Here is an 18,061-nt window from a genome sequence, read left to right on the forward strand (position 1 = left end):
GGTGCCTCCTGCGACGACGGGACGGGGTGGTGGACGGGGGAGCGGGTGGAACTCAGCTTCCGACGGTGACGATGGAACTCTTCGCCGCCGCCGACTCCTGCACCGCGGCGAGCACGCGCTGGACGGCCAGGCCCTCGGCGAACGAGGGGCTGGGCGCGACGCCGGTGTCGATGGCGACGAGGAAGTCCCGGATCTGGTGGGTGAACGTGTGCTCCCACCCGATGGTGTGGCCCTGCGGCCACCAGGCGTCCAAGTACGGGTGGCCGGGCTCGGTGACGAGCACGCGGGAGAAGCCCTGCCGCTCGACGGGCACGGTGCCGTCGAGGACCATCAGCTCGTTGAGCCGCTCCAGGTCGAACGCGAGGCTGCCCTCGCTGCCGTACACCTCGATGGTCAGCGCGTTCTTCCGGCCGAGCGCCACGCGGGAGACCTCGACGCTGGCGACGGCGCCGCCGGCCAGGCTCAGGGTCGCCCACGCGGCGTCGTCGACGGTGACCGACTCCGGGCCGTCGGGCCCGTTCCGGGTCGGGACGAACGTGTGCAGCCGTCCGGAGACGTCGGTGACGGTGTCCCCGAGCAGGAACTGCACCTGGTCGACGGCGTGGGACGCGATGTCACCGAGCGCCCCCGAGCCGGCGGTCTCCTTGCGGAGCCGCCAGGTCATCGGGGCCGTCTCGTCGGCCAGCCAGTCCTGCAGGTAGCTGACCCGCACCTGGCGCACCGTACCCACCCGGCCCTCGGCGATCAGGTCCCGGGCCAGCGCGAGCGCCGGCACCCGTCGGTAGTTGAAGCCGACCATCGACCGGACGCCGCGCGCAGCCGCCGCCTCCGCCGCGGCGACCATCGCGGCGGACTCCGTCATCGAGTTGGCCAGCGGCTTCTCGACCAGCACGTGCTTGCCCGCCTCGAGGAAGGCGATCGCCATCTCGGCGTGCAGCCACCCGGGGGTGCAGATGTCGACGATGTCGATGTCGTCCCGGGTCAGCAGGGTGCGCCAGTCGGTCGCGGACTCCGCCCAGCCGTACCGGGCGGCCGCCTCGGCGACGGCGTCGGCGTCCCGGCCGACCAGCACCTTCCGTTCGAACGCCGGCACGTCGAAGTAGCTGGCCACGTTGCGCCACGCCTGCGAATGGGCCTTGCCCATGAAGGCGTAGCCGATGGTGGCGACCCCCAACGGGGCAGAATCCAGGCGGGAACGGTTGCCGGACATGGTCAGAGCGTCTTCTCGGTCGGGTCGAAGTCCTCCGGCAGCGGCTCGGCGGCGACGGCGGTGCTCTCCAGCGAGATGAAGGACCCGGTCTCGATGGACTCGGCGATCGAGACCATCGCGTCCAGCACGTGGTACGCCGCCTCGCCCTGCGCCCGGTGCGGGACGCCGGCCCGGATGGCGCGCGCCATCTCCAGCACGCCGGTGCCGCGCGAGGCCGTGGATCCTACGGCGGGGATGATCTCCGGCTCGGCGCCGACGCGGGTCAGGACGATGTCGCCGTCGAACATGTTCGGGTCCGGGAACGCGATCGTCGCCTCGGTGCCGGTGATCTCGACGACGCCGACATTCTGCTTCGGCGAGTCGAAGGAGAAGATGCTCTGCGAGGACTCGCCGCCCTCGAACTGGGCGATGGCGCTGACGTGGGTCGGGACGGTCACGTCGAAGGCCTCGCCGGCCTTCGGGCCCGAGCCGATCACGCGGGAGGCGCGCGACTGCGAGCCGAACGCCCCGACCTTCGCGATCGGACCGAACGTCTGCACCAGGGTGGTGAGGTAGTAGGGCCCGATGTCGAACAGCGGGCCGGCGCCGGCCTGGAACAGGAACGCCGGGTTCGGATGCCACGACTCCGGGCCGGGGGACTGCATGAGCGTCAGCGCGGTCAGCGGGGTGCCGATGTCGCCGCGGGCCACCGTACGCAGCGCGGTCTGCAGGCCGGCGCCGAGGAACGTGTCCGGGGCGCAGCCGAGCCGCACGCCCGCCGCGTCGGCGGCCTTGAGCAGGCCGAGCCCGCTCTCCCGGTCCAGGGAGAACGGCTTCTCGCTCCACACGTGCTTGCCGGCCTGGACGGCGGCCGTGGCCACCTCGACGTGCGCGGCCGGGATCGTCAGGTTGATCACGATCTCGACGTCGGGGTGCGCGAGGGCGTCCTCGACGGAGCCGGACGCCGGGATCCCGAACTCCGCGGCGCGCGCGGCGGCGACCTCGGGGAACAGGTCGGCGACCATGAGCACCCGCACGTCCGGGAACCGGGTGAGGTTGCCCAGGTACTCCTTGCTGATGACGCCGGCGCCGATGATGGCGACACCGACGGGCCCGGAATGCTGTCCGGTGCGCTGTCCGGTGCCGGTGCCGGGGGTGGTCTGCTCGCTCATCGGGTGGCACCCTTCGTGGTCGCCTCGTCGGAGTTCAGGAACGCCAGGCTGTCGGCCACGGCGGTGAAGATGTCACCGGTGAAGTCGTCGAGTTCGACGACGGCGGTCTCGATGGACGTACCGGCGGCCAGCACGTCGCGGATCGGCATCTTCCCGCTGCCGACGGCGACCTGGTCCTTGTCCTCGGTGGTCAGGGGACCGTCCTTGATGTGGACGAAGCGGACGCGGTCGCCGAGCCGGCGCAGCAGCTCGACGGGGTCCTCCCCGCCCACGGCGGCCCAGTAGGTGTCGACCTCGAGCACGACGGCGTCGTCGAGGTGGTCCGCGAGGACTTCCAGGCCAGACCGGCTGTCGATGCGGGACTGCAACTCGAACTCGTGGTTGTGATAGCCGACCCGGATGCCGTGCTTCGCCCCGGCCGCGGCGGCGGCGTTGAGCGCCTGCGCCGTGGCGGCGATGTCCTCGGCGTTCTGCCAGCGGGAGCGGTCCACGTGGGGATCGATCACGGTCTCGATGCCCAGCTGCTTCGCGGCGGCGAAGATCTCCTCCTGGTCCGCGCTGAGCAGCGGGGCATGCCCGGACGGGGCGGTCAGGCCGTTCTCGCGCAGGGCCGCCTCGAGTTCGTCCACGGTGGCGACGAAGTTGTAGGGCTCGACGGCGGTGTAACCGATCTGCGCCACGCGGGCGACGGTGCCCGCCAGGTCGGCCGACATGGCCTCGCGGACGGTGTACAACTGCAGGGCGTAGCGCACGGAAGCCTCCTGGCGATGAGCGGGTGCGGGGGGTCGCGACCCGGCTGAGCGTGCTCGATGCCACGCTCGATACCGAACCTAGGGCAGCTTCTGACAGTGGTCAAGCAAAAGTTGTCGTGACGCCGACGCGCTGGATCATGTGACAGGCAGAAGTACGGCGTGCTATCACTGGGGGATGCCGTCGCCGCCTGTAGCAAGCACGACGCCGCCGGCGCCCCGGGGCGTCACCGTTCCGTCGATCGTCCCTCCGGCCACCCCCGCCGTCGTGCCGGCCCCCGCCAGCAGCGCGCTTCGCGCGGGCGAGCTGTTCCAGGTGCTGCGGGACGGGCATGCCCGCACCCGCGCCGAACTCGCCGAGATCACCGGACTGGCGCGCTCCACCATCGCCACGCGCATCGACGCGCTGATGGCCTGCGGGCTGATCGGGCCGGCGGGCGAGGCCGTCTCCTCCGGCGGCCGGCCCCCGTCGCGGTTCGCCTTCTCCGCCTCGTCGCGCGTCGTGCTCGCGGTCGACGTGGGCGCGACCCACGTGCTGATCGCCCTCACCGACCTGGGCGGACGGGTCCTGGACGAGTCGCGCGCCGCGATCGCGGTGTCGGTGGGCCCCGCCGCCGTCCTCGACCTGGTCGTCGAGCAGGCGAAGCACCTGCTCGAGCGCTCCGGTCGGGACGTGCGCGAACTGGCGGGCATCGGGATCGGGCTGCCCGGCCCCGTCGAGCACTCCACCGGCCGCCCCGCCAATCCGCCCATCATGCCCGGCTGGGACGGGTTCGACGTGCCGGCCCGGGTGCAGGAGTCGTTCGGGATGGGCGGCGAGTTGGACGTCCTTGTTGACAATGACGTCAACATCATGGCTCTCGGGGAGCGCGCCGGGTTCTGGCCGGTCGAGGAGAACCTGTTGTTCGTCAAGGTCGCCACCGGCATCGGTGCCGGCATCGTCGGTCGTGGGTTGCTGCAGCGCGGCGCGGACGGCACTGCCGGCGACATCGGGCACGTCCGGCTCGCCCGGGGCGACGGCGTCCTGTGCCGGTGCGGCAACGTCGGCTGCCTGGAGGCCCTGGCCTCGGGTCCCGCCGTCGCGGCCGCCCTGAAGGCCGCCGGCGTGCGGGCCGAGAGCGCCGAGGACGTGCTGGACCTGGTCCGGCACGGCAGCGTCGAGGCCGTCCAGGCCGTGCGCCAGGCGGGCCGGGACATCGGCGAGGTCCTCGCCACCTGCGTCAACCTGCTCAACCCGTCGGTGATCGTGATCGGCGGCGGGCTCTCCGCGGCCGGCGAGTACCTGCTCGCCGGCGTGCGCGAGGTGGTCTACCAGCGCTCCCTGCCGCTGGCGACGGCGCGGCTGCGCATCGTCCAGTCGATGGCCGGTGACCGTGCCGGCGTGCTCGGCGCCAGCCGGATGATCATCGATCACGTGCTCTCCCCGGACCGGATCGGCGCCCTCGTCGCCGACGCCTGACGCGCCTCCCCTCCCGCCAGCTCGTCAATAGATGTTCTAACCGGGTCCCTTCGGTCCTCGATGGAACATCTATTGACGAGCTGGCGAGGGGTGCCCGGAGACGCTCATGAGACGTTCGGCGGCGTGACCCCCGTCACCCTCCGGCACCCGTCAGAGATTCACCAACAAGCTGCGAACTTTTGATTGACGCTCGTCGTTAGTGCGTCTACGTTGTTGCCCAAGCCACATTCCTGGCCCCGTCCGCGATGACGCCGACACATGCGACAGACAAGGAAGTCCGCAGTGAAACTCCGAATTCTCGCTGCGAGCGCCGTGATCACCGCGCTCGCTCTGACCACCACGGCCTGTGGCGGTAGCGGCAGCAACTCCTCGGCCAGTGGTGGTGGCAGCAGCAGTGGCGGCGCGAGCAGCGGCGGCACCCTCACCTACTGGGCGTCCAACCAGGGCACCAGCCTCGACAACGACAAGGAGGTGCTGACCCCGCAGCTGAAGAAGTTCACCGAGCAGACCGGGATCAAGGTCAACCTCGAGGTCATCGGCTGGAACGACCTGCAGACCCGCATCCAGACCGCCGTCACCTCCGGTCAGGCGCCCGACGTCGTCAACATCGGCAACACCTGGGCCGCCTCCCTCCAGTCGACCGAGGCGTTCATGCCCTTCGACCAGTCGGCGATGGACGCCATCGGCGGCAAGGACAAGTTCGTCAAGACGGCGCTCGACACCGGTGGCGCCCCCGGCCAGGACCCGACGTCGGTCCCGCTGTACGGCCTGGCCTACGGCCTGTACTACAACAAGGCGATGCTCGAGAAGGCCGGGGTGGAAGCGCCGACCAACTGGGACGAGCTCGTCGCCGCCGCGAAGAAGCTGACCACCGGCAACCAGTACGGCTTCGCCCTGGCGGCCGGCAGCTACACGGAGAACGCGCACTTCGCCTTCATCAACGCCGCCCAGAACGGCGCCGACCTGTTCGACGGCGAGGGCAAGCCGACCTTCACCTCCGACGGCGTCGTCAACGGCATCAAGCGCTACCTCGACCTCATGCAGACCGACAAGGTCGTCAACGTCTCGAACGCGCAGTACGACAACGGTGTCAAGGCGGTCAACGACTTCGCGACCAAGAAGGTCGCGATGATCATCAACCAGAACAACGCCGACAACAGCATCCAGGCCAACGGCATGAAGTCGTCCGAGTACGGCGTCATCCCGTTCCCGGCGCCCGCGGACAGCACCACCAAGACGGCCAGCCACGTCGCCGGCATCAACCTGTCCATCTTCAAGAACACGAAGAACAAGGACGCGGCGCTGCAGTTCGTGAAGTTCATGACCAGCGAGGAGACGCAGTCCGCCCTGGACAAGCAGTTCACGGCGCTGCCCGTGCTCAAGGGTGCGACGCCGAACTTCACCGACAACGCCGAGGAGGCGAAGACCTTCGCCGACATCTACGAGAACAAGTCCAAGCCGCTGCCGCTGGTGGCCGCGGAGGACCAGTTCGAGAGCACGGTCGGCAAGGCCATGAACGACATGTTCGCCAAGATCGCCTCGGGCGGCACGGTGAGCACGGACGACATCAAGAGCGCCATGGAGACCGCCCAGCAGCAGGTGTCCGCGGCCGGATGACGGATGAGGGCGGGCTCGGGGCATCCCGGGCCCGCCCGCCCGCCTCTCCACCCCCGCTCCGTCGAGCCCGTTCCTCGACGGACCGTCCGATCCAGAAGGGAGCCCGCGTGTCCGCGACCGCGCTCCGCCCCAACACCCCCCGTCCCGCCACCCCGCCCGCGACCCCCACGGGGCGCCGCCGCCGCTCCGGCTGGTGGCTGCCGTACGCGCTGCTCGCACCGGCCGTGCTCTTCGAACTCGTCATCCACGTGATCCCCATGGTCACCGGCATCTGGATGAGCCTGCTCCGCCTGACCAAGGCCTTCATCGCCAACTGGGGCCGGGCACCGTTCGTCGGCGGCCAGAACTACGGTGTGGCCCTCGACTTCAACGGCGCCGTCGGCGCCGGTCTCCTGCGCTCCTTCGGCATCACCGTCGCCTTCACCGTCCTCGTGGTCGGCATCGCCTGGGTGCTCGGCATGGCCGCCGCCGTCGCGCTGCAGCGACCGTTTCGCGGCCGCGCGCTCTTCCGCACGCTGTTCCTCGTCCCCTACGCCCTGCCCATGTATGCCGGCATCATCGCCTGGAAGTTCATGCTGCAGAAGGACACCGGCGCCGTGAACCACTTCCTCTACGACAACCTCGGCCTCGGCGGGGACAAGCCGTTCTGGCTGATCGGCGACAACGCGTTCGTCGCGATCGTCGTGGTCGCCGTCTGGCGGCTGTGGCCCTTCGCGTTCCTCATGCTGATGGCCGGCCTGCAGTCCATTCCCGACGACGTGTACGAGGCGTCCGCCGTCGACGGGGCGAAGCCGTTCCGGCAGTGGGGCTCCATCACCCTGCCGATGCTGCGGCCGGTCAACATGGTCCTCGTGCTCGTCATGTTCCTGTGGACGTTCAACGACTTCAACACCCCGTTCGTCCTGTTCGGCAACGCCCAGCCGCCGGCCGGCGACCTGATCTCGTTCCACATCTACAACGCCTCGTTCCTCACCTGGAACTTCGGCTCCGGGGCGGCCATGTCCGTGCTGCTGTTGCTGTTCCTGCTCGTGGTCACCGGCCTCTACCTGCTGGTGCTGAACCGGAGGTCGAAGAATGCGTGAGACCACGGGTGCCCGGGTCTTCCGGATCGTCGTCATCGCCGTGCTGACCGTCTTCACGGTCGTGCCGGTCTACGTCATGATCACCTCGGCGCTGAAGCCGCTCTCCGACGTGCAGGGCGAGTTCACCTGGTGGCCGTCCTCGATCACGTTCGCCCCGTTCGTCGACATGTGGAAGACCGTGCCCCTGGCCGGCTACTTCCTCAACAGCGTGATCGTCGCCGGCATCGCCACGATCCTCAGCGTCATCATCGCGATCTTCGCCGCCTACGCGGTCTCCCGCTACCGGTTCCGCGGCCGGACGGTGTTCTCGACGACGGTGCTGTCCACCCAGATGTTCCCCGGCGTGCTCTTCCTGCTGCCGCTGTTCCTCATCTTCGTCAATGTCAACACGCTCACCGGCATCCAGCTCGTCGGCACCCGCGGCGGCCTGATCATCACGTATCTGACCTTCTCGTTGCCGTTCTCCATCTGGATGCTCGCCGGCTACTTCGACGGCATCCCGCGGGACCTGGACGAGGCGGCGCTGGTGGACGGGTGCGGACCGATCAAGGCGTTGCTGACCGTCGTGCTGCCGGCGGCCCGGCCCGGTCTGGTGGCCGTGGCGATCTACAGCTTCATGACGTCGTGGGGCGAGGTGCTGTTCGCGTCGGTGATGACGACGGACGCCAACCGCACGCTCGCCGTCGGCCTGCAGCTCTACTCGACGCAGACCAACGTCTACTGGAACCAGATCATGGCCGCGTCGCTGGTCGTCTCCATCCCCGTCGTCGTCGGCTTCCTGCTCCTGCAGCGCAGCTTCGTGGCCGGGCTGACCGCCGGCGCCGTCAAGTAGGGACGGACCGGCGCGCCCAGGCTTCGCGAGGAGAGAACAACGCTGGCCGGTCCCGCAGGTCCTCAGTAGGCTGACGAAAGGAGCGTGCGGAGACGGAGATCCGACCCGCGGCGCGCCGGACACCGCAGATCGACGGAAGGACCACGACATGGCACAGACGCTCGATGGCAAGAAGATCGCATTCCTCCTCACCGACGGAGTGGAGCAGGTCGAACTGACCCACCCCTGGCAGGCGGTCAAGGACGCCGGCGGCACCCCGGTGCTGATCTCCCCGAAGGACGACACGGTCCAGGGCATGAACGGCGACACCGAGGAGGGTGACACCTTCGACGTCGACGTCACGCTCGCCGACGCGAAGCCCGAGGACTACGCCTCGCTGGTGATCCCCGGCGGCGTCGTCAACGCGGACCACCTGCGGATGGAGAAGGACGCCGTCGCGTTCGCGAAGGCCTTCTTCGACGCGAAGAAGCCGGTCGCGGCGATCTGCCACGGCCCGTGGCTGCTGGTCGAGGCCGGCGTCGTCGACGGGCGGAAGCTGACGTCGTACCCCTCGCTGCAGACCGACCTGCGCAACGCCGGGGCCACCTGGGTGGACGAGACCGTGGTCGTCGACCAGGGCCTGACCACCAGTCGCAACCCGGACGACCTGGACGCGTTCAGCGCCAAGATCGTCGAGGAGGCCGCCGAGGGCCAGCACGAGGGTCAGCACGCCTGACCTTTCCGCGGACGAACGACGGGGGCGGCGCCGGACGGCACCGCCCCTGTCGCGCGTCCGGGGCCGGGCGCCCCTCTCGCGTCGAGGGTGCGGATGACGTCGTCATTCGCGCCGGCGGAGTGCGGCTTCGGCACACTCGGCGGCCGAGCCGAGCGGCGCCGGCGCCGATGTCTGTCGCGAACGTCAGGGCAGCGCGGCGAGCACGTCGGAGGCCAGGTCCTCCGGGTCGACCGGCAGCCCGTGGCCGGCGAACCAGCGCGCCATCGTCCGGCAGTCCCGGGCGAGCAGCTCGGGTCCCCGCGGGTTGGAGACGGTGTCGACGATCTGCGGCACGTCGATGACGACGAGCCGGCGCCCGGCCACGAGCACGTTGTACGGCGAGAGGTCACCGTGGGCCAGGCTCAACCGAGCGAACGCCAGCAGCACGTCGCGTGTCTGGTGCCACCAGTCCCAGAGCAGGTCCGGGTCCTCGGCGGGCGCCTGCTGCAGCCGGGGCGCCGCGGTGATGCCGGCCGGGTCGGCGGGGTCGGGGATGAACTCGAGCAGCAGCTCGGTCCCGTCGAGCTGGACGGGGTAGGGCACGGGCATGCCCTCGGCGTACAGCAGGCGCAGGGCCGCCCACTCGGCGCCGGCCCACTGGGCGGCCGCGACCGACCGGCCGAACGTCGACCCGGTCTCCAGGGCACGGGCGTCGCGGGACCGGCGCGTGCTCCGGCCCTCGGTGTAGGCGGTGCTGCGGTGGAACTGACGGTGCTCGGAGGACCGGTACCGTTTGGCGGCCAGCAGGCAGGCCGCCTCGGGCGTCGCGCGTTCCAGCAGGAAGACGTCGGCCTCTTTGCCGGTCTTGAGCACGCCGAGCTCGGTGTCGATGGCGGCGTCGTCCTCGACCAGCCAGTCGGGGCGCGGGTCGGGGCCGCGGCAGCCGCGTTCGACGTCGTGGAAGGTGGACCACCGCTGGCCGGGCCCGAGGTCCGGGGTGTCGAAGGACAGGGTCAGTCCGGAGAAATGCTGCAGATCGGCAGCGGGAGGATGCGGGTCAGAGGACCAGAGCATGAGGGGGACTCCAGGGAAGGAAGGGACGGGAGTGCTGCGGGCCGGTGCTGCGGCTACGGTCGATGCGGGTCATCACGTCCTCCTCTCCTGCGAATCCGGTGCCGGGATCACGCGAACGGACCCCGGCGGGCCCGCGTCCTCGGCGGGCCGTCGTCAGTCTCCCACCGGCGGGTCCCCGTCGACAAGGGTGCCCCCGGTGGGGTGGACCGGAGGACCGCGCTCCCCGCGGGCACCCTGCCGCGGGACGGGTGCGGTGACTACGCTGGGCGCATGGGCGTCGACAGCGACTCGACCCGCCTCACGGCCGTGGTCAGCGGCATGGTCCAGGGGGTCGGTTTCCGGTACTGGGCCATGGACCAGGCGAACGGCCTGCGGCTGACCGGATCGGCCAGCAACCGGGCCGACGGCACGGTGCGCGTCGTCGTCGAGGGTGTCCGCGACGACTGCGAGGATCTGCTCGCCCGGCTCAGGTCCGGGCGGACGCCCGGAACCGTCGAGGACGTGCGCAGCGAGTTCTCCGACGCCACCGGGCAGTTCACCGGCTTCACCGTCAGCTGAGCCGGCGCCACCGCGCCGCATCGAGAGAGGGAACCCGGATGGGACCGATGGTCGTCACCCTGCTGGTCGTGGTGGTCGGGGTGCTGCTGATCGCCGGGATCGCCACGTACAGCTCCGCCTCCCTGCTCAAGGGCGGTGACCGGGCCCGGGCGGACGGCCGGTCCGCAGAGCTCGACGTCATCGAGCCCGACGCCGCGTTCTGGACCGGCTTCGCCGGCATCGCGGGCGTCATCGCCGTCGCCGCGCTCGGGGCGGCCATCGTCGGCCGGGCGGGCATCCTGCTCGCGGTCGCGGCCTTCGTCGCCATCCTCCTCGCCGGCGTCCACCTGCTGCGCACCACCCGCCAGCGCGTCCGGCAGCGCGCCGTGGAGGCGGCCGAGACCCGGATGGCGGTGCTGCGGTCCCGGCACGACGCGGTCGTCGAACGGTGGCTCGCCTACGAGACCGACCCGGCGCTGCAGATCGACTACCCCCAGATGACCGACGTCCGGCACCCCGCCGCGGCGGCAGTGGTCCGAGCGATGCGCCGGGCCAACGACGCCCGGGACACCGCCGACGAGTCCCGGTACACCGACGCGGTGATCCGGCTCGAACAGGCCTTCGCGCAGGCCGAACGGCGCGCCCGCGGGGCCTGAGGCGGAGCGAGCGCAGCCCCGGACGCACGACGCCCCGGGCCGGCCACCGAGGACGGCGGCCAACCCGGGGCGGCGGTGGTGATCGGCGGTGCCGTCAGCGGCGGGTGACCCGCACCAGCTTCTTGTTCACGAACTCGTCCATGCCGTACTGCGCCAGCTCCCGGCCGACACCGGAGCGCTTGACGCCGCCGAACGGCAGGTCCGCCGCGGTGGTGCCGTGCTCGTTGACGAACGCCATGCCGACGTCGAGCCGGTCGGCCACCTCGGCCGCCTTGTCCGCGTCGCCGCTCCACACGGAACCGGAGAGCCCGTAGGGCGACGTGTTCGCCAGGTCGACGGCTTCGTCCACGGACGCCACCTTGTAGACGACGGCCGCCGGGCCGAACAGTTCCTCGGTGTAGGCGCGCATCTGCGGCGTGACGTCGGTCAGCACGGTCGGCTGCACCCAGGCGCCGGCGCCGTCGATCCGCTTGCCGCCGGCCCGGACGGTGGCGCCCTTGGCGACGGCGTCGTCGATCTGCTCCATCAGCGTGTCCACCGCGGAGACGGAGGACAGGGGCCCGACGAACGTCTTCGGGTTGGTCGGGTCGCCCGGGGTCACCGCGCCGAGCGAGGCGGAGAGCTTCTCGACGAAGTCGTCGTAGACGTCCTCCAGGACGATGAACCGCTTGGCCGCGTTGCACGCCTGCCCGCCGTTGACCAGCCGGGCGCCCGTGGCCTGCTTGACGGTGGCGTCGAGGTCCGGGGCGTCCAGGACGATGAAGGGGTCGGAGCCGCCGAGCTCGAGGACGACCTTCTTGAGGTTGCGGCCGGCGACCTCCGCGACCGCCGAACCGGCCCGCTCGGAACCGGTCAGGGAGACGCCCTGAACCCGCGGGTCGGCGATCATGTCGGCGATCTGGTCGTTGGTGGCGAACACGTTGATGTACGCGTCGGCGGGCAGCCCGGCGTCGCGGAACAGCTGCTCCATGGCCAGGGCGTTCTGCGGGCAGTTCGGCGCGTGCTTGAGGATGATCGTGTTGCCGAGCATCAGGTTCGGGGCGGCGAAGCGAGCCACCTGGTAGTGGGGGAAGTTCCACGGCATGATGCCGATCAGCGAGCCGATCGCCTCCTTGCGGACCACGGCACGGCCACCCTGCGCGACGTCGAGCTCCTCGTCCGCCAGGAACGAGGGGCCCTTGTCGGCGTAGTACGCGAAGATGTCCTTGCAGATGTCCATCTCGTAGCCGCTCTGGCGCACGGGCTTGCCCATCTCCAGGGTGGTCAGCTCGGCCAGCTCCTGCCGGCGCTCGGCGTAGAGCTCGGCGACGCGGGCGAGCACGCGGCTGCGCTCCTCGACCGGGGTGTCCCGCCAGGACAGGAAGGCGCGGTGCGAACGGTCCAGCACGTCCGCCACCCCCTCGGCGGTCAGCTCGTCGAACTCCTTCAGGGTCTCGCCGGTGGCCGGGTTCACGGTGGTGTAGGAAGTCATCCCCTCACCCTAGACACCGCGGCCGGCGGTCCGCATGGTGCAGGTGCACGACGACGCCGGGCCCGCGCCGGCGTCGTGCCCGCGGTCCCACCCCATCCGGCCGGGGGCTCGGCGGCGAACAGTCGGTAGACCTCGCTCGTTGCCCGCCCGCCGACAGGAGCCCGACCGTGACGCCCCGCCCCCGCTCCGCTCGTCGCCCCGTTCCCCGTCGCCCCGTTCCTCGCCGTACCGGGTTGACCGGCGCCGTGCTGATCGGCGCCACCGTGGTCGCGCTCGCGGGGTGCGCGGCGCCCGGCACGGCCGCCGCGCCGGCCGGATCGCCGTCGACCACGTCCGCCAACGCGCTCCCGACGGCCGCCCCGTCAACCTCCGCGCCGGGGCCGGGACCCGGCGCGGCCGGGCAGGCGCCGGCGAAGATCAGCATGATCTGCTCCGACCGGGAAGTCCTGGACCGGATCACCACACTCGCCGGCAGGGACGCCGTCGCCGGCCGCTCCGCCACCTGGGTGGACGGGCTGTACACGTGCCGCTACCCGGCGGCGGGCGGTGCGCTGGTGATCAGCGTCAAGCAGCCGGCGAAGGGCGCCGAGCGGGCCTGGTTCGATCAGCAGCGCTCGCGGTACCCCGGCATCACCACGATCGAGGGGCTGACCAACTTCGGCCTGCCCGGGGCCGGCACCGACGACGGCGTCGTGCTCTTCCTCAACGACGGCATGACGCTGACGGTCGACGCCCGTCAGCTCACGGACCGTCCGGCCGGCCGGCGGGCCGAGGACGCCTACGCCCTCGCGAGCGTCGTCATCGCCTGCTGGCGGCACGACTCCTTCTGACGCGTTCGCTCCTGACGCGTTCGCTCCTGACACGGTCGGGGCCGACGACGGCTCCGCCGGGGCCGGACGGCACGGTCGACGTCGGCGACCGCCTCGTCGTCGTGCCCTGATGCGCTACGTCGTCGCAGGTCACGGCCGTATCTCCGGGCATCGGGCCAATCCGACCGGCAGGGCGCTCCGAATACCTCGATGTCAGCTGGATCACCAGGCGCCGACATGAGCCGACGCCGCCACGCAAGGGAGCACCATCATGAAGCGCACCTCCGCACTCCTCGCGGCTCCGGCACTCGCCCTGGGGGCCCTGGCCCTGGCGGCAGCCCCGGCGCAGGCGCACGACGCCGACACCACCGTCTACCAGACGCAGCTCAAGGCCCTCAACGGCAGCAGCGCGAGCGGCAGCGTGTGGGTCTCGGTGCACGGCACCGAAGCGACCGTCACCGAGAACGTGACCGGGCTGCCGGCGTCGTTCAACGGTGCGGCGTACCCGCACGTGCAGCACATCCACATCGGCGCCATGGGCATGTGCCCGGACGCATCGGCGGACACCAACGGCGACGGCGTCGTCAGCGTCACCGAGGGCGCCCCGCACTACGGCAAGATCGCCCAGACCCTGACCACCAGTGGGGACACCTCCCCGGCCACGGCCACCGATCTGAAGCTCGCCCCGGGCGGGGCGACGATCGACTACAAGCGGACCTTCACCCTGAGCGCGGAGACCGTCAGCGCGCTCAAGGCCGGCACCGCCTCGATCGTGGTCCACGGTCTGGACCCGGCGACCCTGTCGCCGGCCGCGAAGGCCGCCAAGAGCGACATCGTCCCGTCGTTGCCGCTCGCCGCGACCTCGCCCGCGCTGTGCGGTGAGCTGTCCGTCTCGCAGATGGGCGCGATGCCGAACGGTGCCCCGGAGACCGGTGTGACGCCGGCCGCCCGGACGACCACGACGGACGCCACCCCGGGGATCCTCGCCTCTGCCGGCGGAGTGCTCGTGGCCGGAGCCGCCGCGGTCGGCCTGAACCGTCGCCGCGCCGCCCGCAAGGCGCAGGACTGACGTCGGACGGTCACGACCATCATGAGTGACACACGCAGCCGCCGCGGATCGGTCGCCCGGTCCGCGGCGGCCGCCGTGCTCACCCTCGGCCTGGCGAGCGGGGTCCTCGCGGGGTGCGGCGCACCGGCCGCCACGGAGCCCGCCGCCGACGCGGGTGGGAGCACCGCGACCGCCACTACCGGCACCCACGCTCCGGCATCGTCGCCGTCCGCGAAGCCGACGGCGACTGCAACACCCACCTCGAGCGCGAAGCCGACCACCTCGTCCCCGTCCGTCGCTGCCCAGCGCCGCGCGCTGAAGGCCTCCGGCCCGGTGTTGCCGGCGTCCCGGCCCACCCGCCTGGACATCCCGGCGATCGGCGTCGCGACCGACCTGATCGATCTGGGCCGGCAGGACGACGGCAGCGCCGCCGTTCCCCCGGGCGAGGCCGGCTCACCCGCCGGCTGGTACCGGTACTCGCCGACGCCGGGCGCGCAGGGCCCGGCCGTCATCCTCGGGCACGTCAACACGACCACCATCCCGGAGGGCGTGTTCTTCCGTCTGCACGAGATGACGCCGGGCCGGCAGTTCACGGTGACACGGGCCGACGGGCGGGTGGCCGTGTTCCAGGTCGACAGGCTGCGGACCGTGCGGAAGGACGAGTTCCCGACCCTCGAGGTCTACGGGAACACCGCTCGTTCCGAGATCCGGTTGATCACCTGCGGCGACTACGAGGCGTCCAGCGACCGATTCGAGGAGAACACCATCGTCTACGCCCACCTGATCGGCAGCCGCCGCTGACCCGCCGTGGGTTGCCCGGTGCGTGCCGGCCGGTGCACAGTGGTGTCCGCCCGGGGTGCGACGCCGCGGGTCCCCATCGACGCCGGCTCGCCCCGGCCCGGGCTCGAGGAGCACCGCCATGGCCGCGACCGACGCTCCGCGCCTGCGCTTCGCCGATCAGGCGGCGTGGCGGGCGTGGTTGACCGAGTACCAGGACGACGACGGCGGCGTCTGGCTGGTGTTCGCCAAGAAGGACACCGTCAAGCGCGACCCCGACGCCCGCACCGTCACCTACGCCGAGGCCCTGGAGGTGGCGCTGCAGCACGGGTGGATCGACGGTCAGGCCCGGAGCCTGGACGAGGCCTGCTACCTGCAGCGGTTCACCCCGCGGCGCCCGCGCAGCATGTGGTCGGTCCGCAACCGCACGGCGGTCGAGGCGATGATCGCCGCCGTGACCATGGCGCCGCGCGGTCTGGCCGAGGTGGAGCGGGCTCGCGCCGACGGGCGCTGGGAGGCCGCCTACGCCGGGCCGAAGGACGCCGCCCCGCACCCGGACTTCGTCGCCGCGCTCGCCGCCAACCCGGAGGCGGCGGCGTTCTACGCGACCCTGTCGAGTCAGAACCGGTACGCCCTCTACTTCCGCATCCAGAACGTCAAGCGGGCGGAGACGCGGGCGCGCCGGATCGAGGAGTTCGTGGCCATGCTCGCCCGGGGCGAGACGATCTACTGACCCGCTCTCATCGCGTGCCCGGGACCTCAGGCTCCTCCGGTGGTGGGCCGGGGTCCTCCTCATCGAGGTCCGGGGCCGGCAGGTCCGGATCGAGCCCGTGCGTCAGCCGACGGAGGCGACGCCGCCGCTCCGCGTTCGCCTCCAGCCACCGCCGCTCGGGGTCGTCCTCGGGTGCCGGCACGCCCGCCGCGAACGCGGCGAGCTCGTCCCGGTCCAGGCCTGCCGCCGGATGCGGGCCCTCCGCCACGCGGGCGTCGAGCCACTCCCGCGTCAACGGTCGACGCGACGCGACGAGCACGAGGTTGCCCGGGTGCTCCCCGGAGAACAGGGGCGCCTCGGCCAGGGCCACGACGTGGTCGAACACCTCCAGCAGGGCGGAGGCCTGGGATCGGAAGAAGGTCAGCGGCGGGTCGTCGCCCACGTTGACGGCCAGGACGCCGTCGTCGTCGAGCGCGTTCGCGACCTCGCGGTAGAAGCCGGTGGTCGTCAGGTGCTCCGGGGCGTCGGCGCCGGCGAAGACGTCGAGGACGACGAGGTCGGCCGCGCCGCCCAGCAGATGTGCCGCGAACCCGACGCCGACCCTCGCATCGTCCCCGATGCGCTGCAGGTCGGTGCCCTCCGGCAGCGGCAGATGTTCCTCGACGAACGAGAGCAGCCCCCACTCGATGTCCACGACGACCTGCGGTGAGCCCGGCCGGGTGACCGCGATGTAGCGGGGGAGGGTCATCGCCCCCGCGCCCAGGTGGATGGCTCGGACGGGGCCGGTCGGCAACGTGTCGACGACGTTGCTGATCCGGTACAGGTACTCGTAGACGATCCGCGTCTGGTCGGTCAGGTCGACGTGTGACTGCTCTGCGCCGTCGATGAACAGCACGTGCCCCTCGCCGCCCCAGCCGTCCGGCTCGATGGTCGCCACCGCTCCGGAGAGGGGCAGGCGGATCGACGGGTTGTTCGCGGCGGCCATGGCGCTCAGTGTGGCACGACGGCGGCTCTCCCTCGCCGAGAGTGCGGGTGATGCGCTCATGCGGTGCGGATGGCTGCGTCTTCCGCACACTCGGCGAGGGAGGGTGCGGCTGGGTTCGCCGAGTGGGCGATTGACGCACTCATCACCTGAATCGGCCGCACGAATAGCTGCCATATCCGTCCACTCGGCGTAGGGCGGCCACCGAGTGGGCGGACGATGTCGCGGGCGTCGCTGATGGTCGCATCTACCGTCCACTCGGCGTAGGGCGGCCACCGAGTGGGCGGATGATGTCGCGGGCGTCGGGCCGTTTCAGGTGGTGAGTGCGACTCCTGAAGAGGGAGTTGCTGATGTTGCCTGCTTCGTTTCGTGCACGGGTTATCAAGGACGTGTTGGCGGGAACGTCGACGGAGACGGCGGCGGCGGCCGCGGGGATCAGCCGCACGATCTTGTCGAAGTGGTTGCGGCAGGCTGGCGTCATGCTGCGTAGCGGAAGACCTCGTGACGACAGGCCGTTCTCGGTGGTGCTGCCGCCGCCGGCGAAGGGTTTGGGCGCTGCCTCGGGCAACGGGAAGCGGCTGCAACCTTCGGATCGGGTTCGGATCGAGGTGGGCATCGCGCAGGGGGATTCTCCGGATCGGATCGCCGCGGGTCTGGAGGTGCATCGTTCCACCGTCTTCCGCGAGCTCGCCCGCTACAGTCTGGTCGCCCAGGACGACCGGTGGGGCAACGACGAAACGTATTACAGTGCCGCGTTGGCGCAGTTCTGGGCCGACCAGGCCAAGGCCCGGCCCAAAGCCTTCAAGCTCGATACGTTGCCGCTGCTGCGGCAACTGGTGATCGACCTGCTCAACGAAAAGATCTCCCCGCAGCAGATCAGCGTGCGACTGCGTCGGCTCTTCCCCGACGATGAGGGCATGCAGATCAGTCACGAGACCATCTACCAGGCCCTCTACGTCCAAGGTGCCGGGGGCCTGCGGCACGAGCTAAGCGTCGAAGGCGCGATCCGGTCGGGCCGGACCACCCGCAAACCGGTCTCGAAGCTGCCCGCCCGCTCGAAGCGCACCTGGTTGGCCGGTCACCGGCTGGCGGACCGGGACGAGGTCTGAACCGCCCCGGGTCTGGTGGAGGGTCTGATTCCCCGAGAGGATGATGATCATGCCGGCACCGAGGAAGTATCCGCAGGAGTTGCGGGAACGGG

At 71.1% G+C, this 18,061-nt stretch carries 17 protein-coding genes and 1 pseudogene; 12 read left to right on the forward strand and 6 right to left on the reverse strand.

Translation table 11 applies throughout. The annotated features are described in order from the left end of the window. Positions 1-52 precede the first annotated feature (52 nt). Genes IEX22_RS10745 through IEX22_RS10755 form a run of 3 tightly spaced genes read right to left on the reverse strand, consistent with a single transcriptional unit; the run spans position 53 to position 3,113 of the window. Positions 53-1,210 carry a Gfo/Idh/MocA family protein gene (locus IEX22_RS10745; RefSeq protein WP_188668401.1) on the reverse strand — a complete coding sequence of 386 codons (1,158 nt, stop codon included), beginning with the start codon at positions 1,208-1,210 and terminating at the stop codon, positions 53-55. Positions 1,211-1,212: 2 nt separating this feature from the next. Next, positions 1,213-2,361: a Gfo/Idh/MocA family protein gene (locus IEX22_RS10750; RefSeq protein WP_188668402.1), complete on the reverse strand. Its 1,149-nt coding sequence runs from the start codon at positions 2,359-2,361 to the stop codon at positions 1,213-1,215. Next, positions 2,358-3,113, reverse strand: coding sequence for a sugar phosphate isomerase/epimerase family protein (locus IEX22_RS10755; protein WP_188668403.1), 756 nt, complete (start codon positions 3,111-3,113; stop codon positions 2,358-2,360). Before IEX22_RS10755 ends, IEX22_RS10750 begins: the two co-directional genes overlap by 4 nt. Positions 3,114-3,378: 265 nt before the next feature. Here IEX22_RS10755 and IEX22_RS10760 point away from each other — a divergent pair, with 265 nt between their 5' ends. The 5 genes from IEX22_RS10760 (at position 3,379) to IEX22_RS10780 (ending at position 8,815) form a co-directional block, all read left to right on the forward strand. Beyond that, the gene (locus IEX22_RS10760) at positions 3,379-4,569 is read left to right on the forward strand and encodes an ROK family transcriptional regulator (RefSeq protein WP_229659953.1); all 1,191 of its coding nucleotides are present in this window, start codon (positions 3,379-3,381) and stop codon (positions 4,567-4,569) included. A 282-nt stretch (positions 4,570-4,851) separates the two neighbouring features. Then, positions 4,852-6,186 (forward strand): ABC transporter substrate-binding protein, encoded by a 1,335-nt coding sequence (locus IEX22_RS10765; protein WP_229659954.1) that lies wholly within the window; start codon positions 4,852-4,854, stop codon positions 6,184-6,186. Positions 6,187-6,293: 107 nt separating this feature from the next. After that, complete coding sequence (locus IEX22_RS10770) at positions 6,294-7,268, forward strand: carbohydrate ABC transporter permease (RefSeq protein WP_229659955.1); 975 nt, start codon at positions 6,294-6,296, stop codon at positions 7,266-7,268. Next, entirely contained in the window at positions 7,261-8,100 is an 840-nt protein-coding gene (locus IEX22_RS10775; protein ID WP_188668407.1) for a carbohydrate ABC transporter permease, read from the forward strand. The genes IEX22_RS10770 and IEX22_RS10775 overlap by 8 nt, the downstream gene beginning before the upstream one ends. A 148-nt stretch (positions 8,101-8,248) precedes the next feature. Then, complete coding sequence (locus tag IEX22_RS10780; RefSeq protein WP_188668408.1) at positions 8,249-8,815, forward strand: type 1 glutamine amidotransferase domain-containing protein; 567 nt, start codon at positions 8,249-8,251, stop codon at positions 8,813-8,815. Between the two features lie 183 nt (positions 8,816-8,998). Here the strand turns inward: IEX22_RS10780 and IEX22_RS10785 are convergent, their stop codons facing one another. Continuing rightward, the gene (locus IEX22_RS10785) at positions 8,999-9,868 is read right to left on the reverse strand and encodes a serine protein kinase RIO (protein WP_188668409.1); all 870 of its coding nucleotides are present in this window, start codon (positions 9,866-9,868) and stop codon (positions 8,999-9,001) included. A 270-nt stretch (positions 9,869-10,138) separates the two neighbouring features. Here IEX22_RS10785 and IEX22_RS10790 point away from each other — a divergent pair, with 270 nt between their 5' ends. Next, positions 10,139-10,426, forward strand: a complete 288-nt coding sequence (locus IEX22_RS10790; RefSeq protein WP_188668410.1) for an acylphosphatase — start codon at positions 10,139-10,141, stop codon at positions 10,424-10,426. A 38-nt stretch (positions 10,427-10,464) separates the two neighbouring features. Further along, a complete protein-coding gene (locus IEX22_RS10795; protein ID WP_188668411.1) occupies positions 10,465-11,061 on the forward strand; it encodes a hypothetical protein in 597 nt (198 codons plus the stop codon). Positions 11,062-11,155: 94 nt separating this feature from the next. Here IEX22_RS10795 and IEX22_RS10800 read toward each other — a convergent pair whose 3' ends face one another. After that, complete coding sequence (locus tag IEX22_RS10800) at positions 11,156-12,532, reverse strand: NAD-dependent succinate-semialdehyde dehydrogenase (protein WP_188668412.1); 1,377 nt, start codon at positions 12,530-12,532, stop codon at positions 11,156-11,158. A 167-nt stretch (positions 12,533-12,699) separates the two neighbouring features. Between IEX22_RS10800 and IEX22_RS10805 the strand changes: the two genes are divergently transcribed. From IEX22_RS10805 to IEX22_RS10820, 4 genes are all read left to right on the forward strand, one after another. Continuing rightward, entirely contained in the window at positions 12,700-13,362 is a 663-nt protein-coding gene (locus tag IEX22_RS10805) for a hypothetical protein (protein ID WP_188668413.1), read from the forward strand. Between the two features lie 250 nt (positions 13,363-13,612). Further along, complete coding sequence (locus IEX22_RS10810) at positions 13,613-14,410, forward strand: hypothetical protein (RefSeq protein ID WP_188668414.1); 798 nt, start codon at positions 13,613-13,615, stop codon at positions 14,408-14,410. A gap of 21 nt (positions 14,411-14,431) precedes the next feature. After that, positions 14,432-15,190 (forward strand): class F sortase, encoded by a 759-nt coding sequence (locus tag IEX22_RS10815; RefSeq protein ID WP_188668415.1) that lies wholly within the window; start codon positions 14,432-14,434, stop codon positions 15,188-15,190. A gap of 118 nt (positions 15,191-15,308) precedes the next feature. After that, complete coding sequence (locus IEX22_RS10820; protein WP_188668416.1) at positions 15,309-15,899, forward strand: YdeI/OmpD-associated family protein; 591 nt, start codon at positions 15,309-15,311, stop codon at positions 15,897-15,899. A 7-nt stretch (positions 15,900-15,906) separates the two neighbouring features. Here the strand turns inward: IEX22_RS10820 and IEX22_RS10825 are convergent, their stop codons facing one another. Next, positions 15,907-16,863, reverse strand: coding sequence for a spermidine synthase (locus IEX22_RS10825; protein ID WP_188668417.1), 957 nt, complete (start codon positions 16,861-16,863; stop codon positions 15,907-15,909). 347 nt (positions 16,864-17,210) lie between these two features. On the opposite strand from IEX22_RS10825, the pseudogene IEX22_RS16550 reads away from it, so the two are divergent. Then, a pseudogene (locus IEX22_RS16550) lies at positions 17,211-17,966 on the forward strand (transposase); the annotation flags it as partial. Positions 17,967-18,061: the final 95 nt, after the last annotated feature.

The sequence above is a fragment of the Tersicoccus solisilvae genome, assembly GCF_014643255.1.
GTDB classification, from domain to species: domain Bacteria; phylum Actinomycetota; class Actinomycetes; order Actinomycetales; family Micrococcaceae; genus Tersicoccus; species Tersicoccus solisilvae.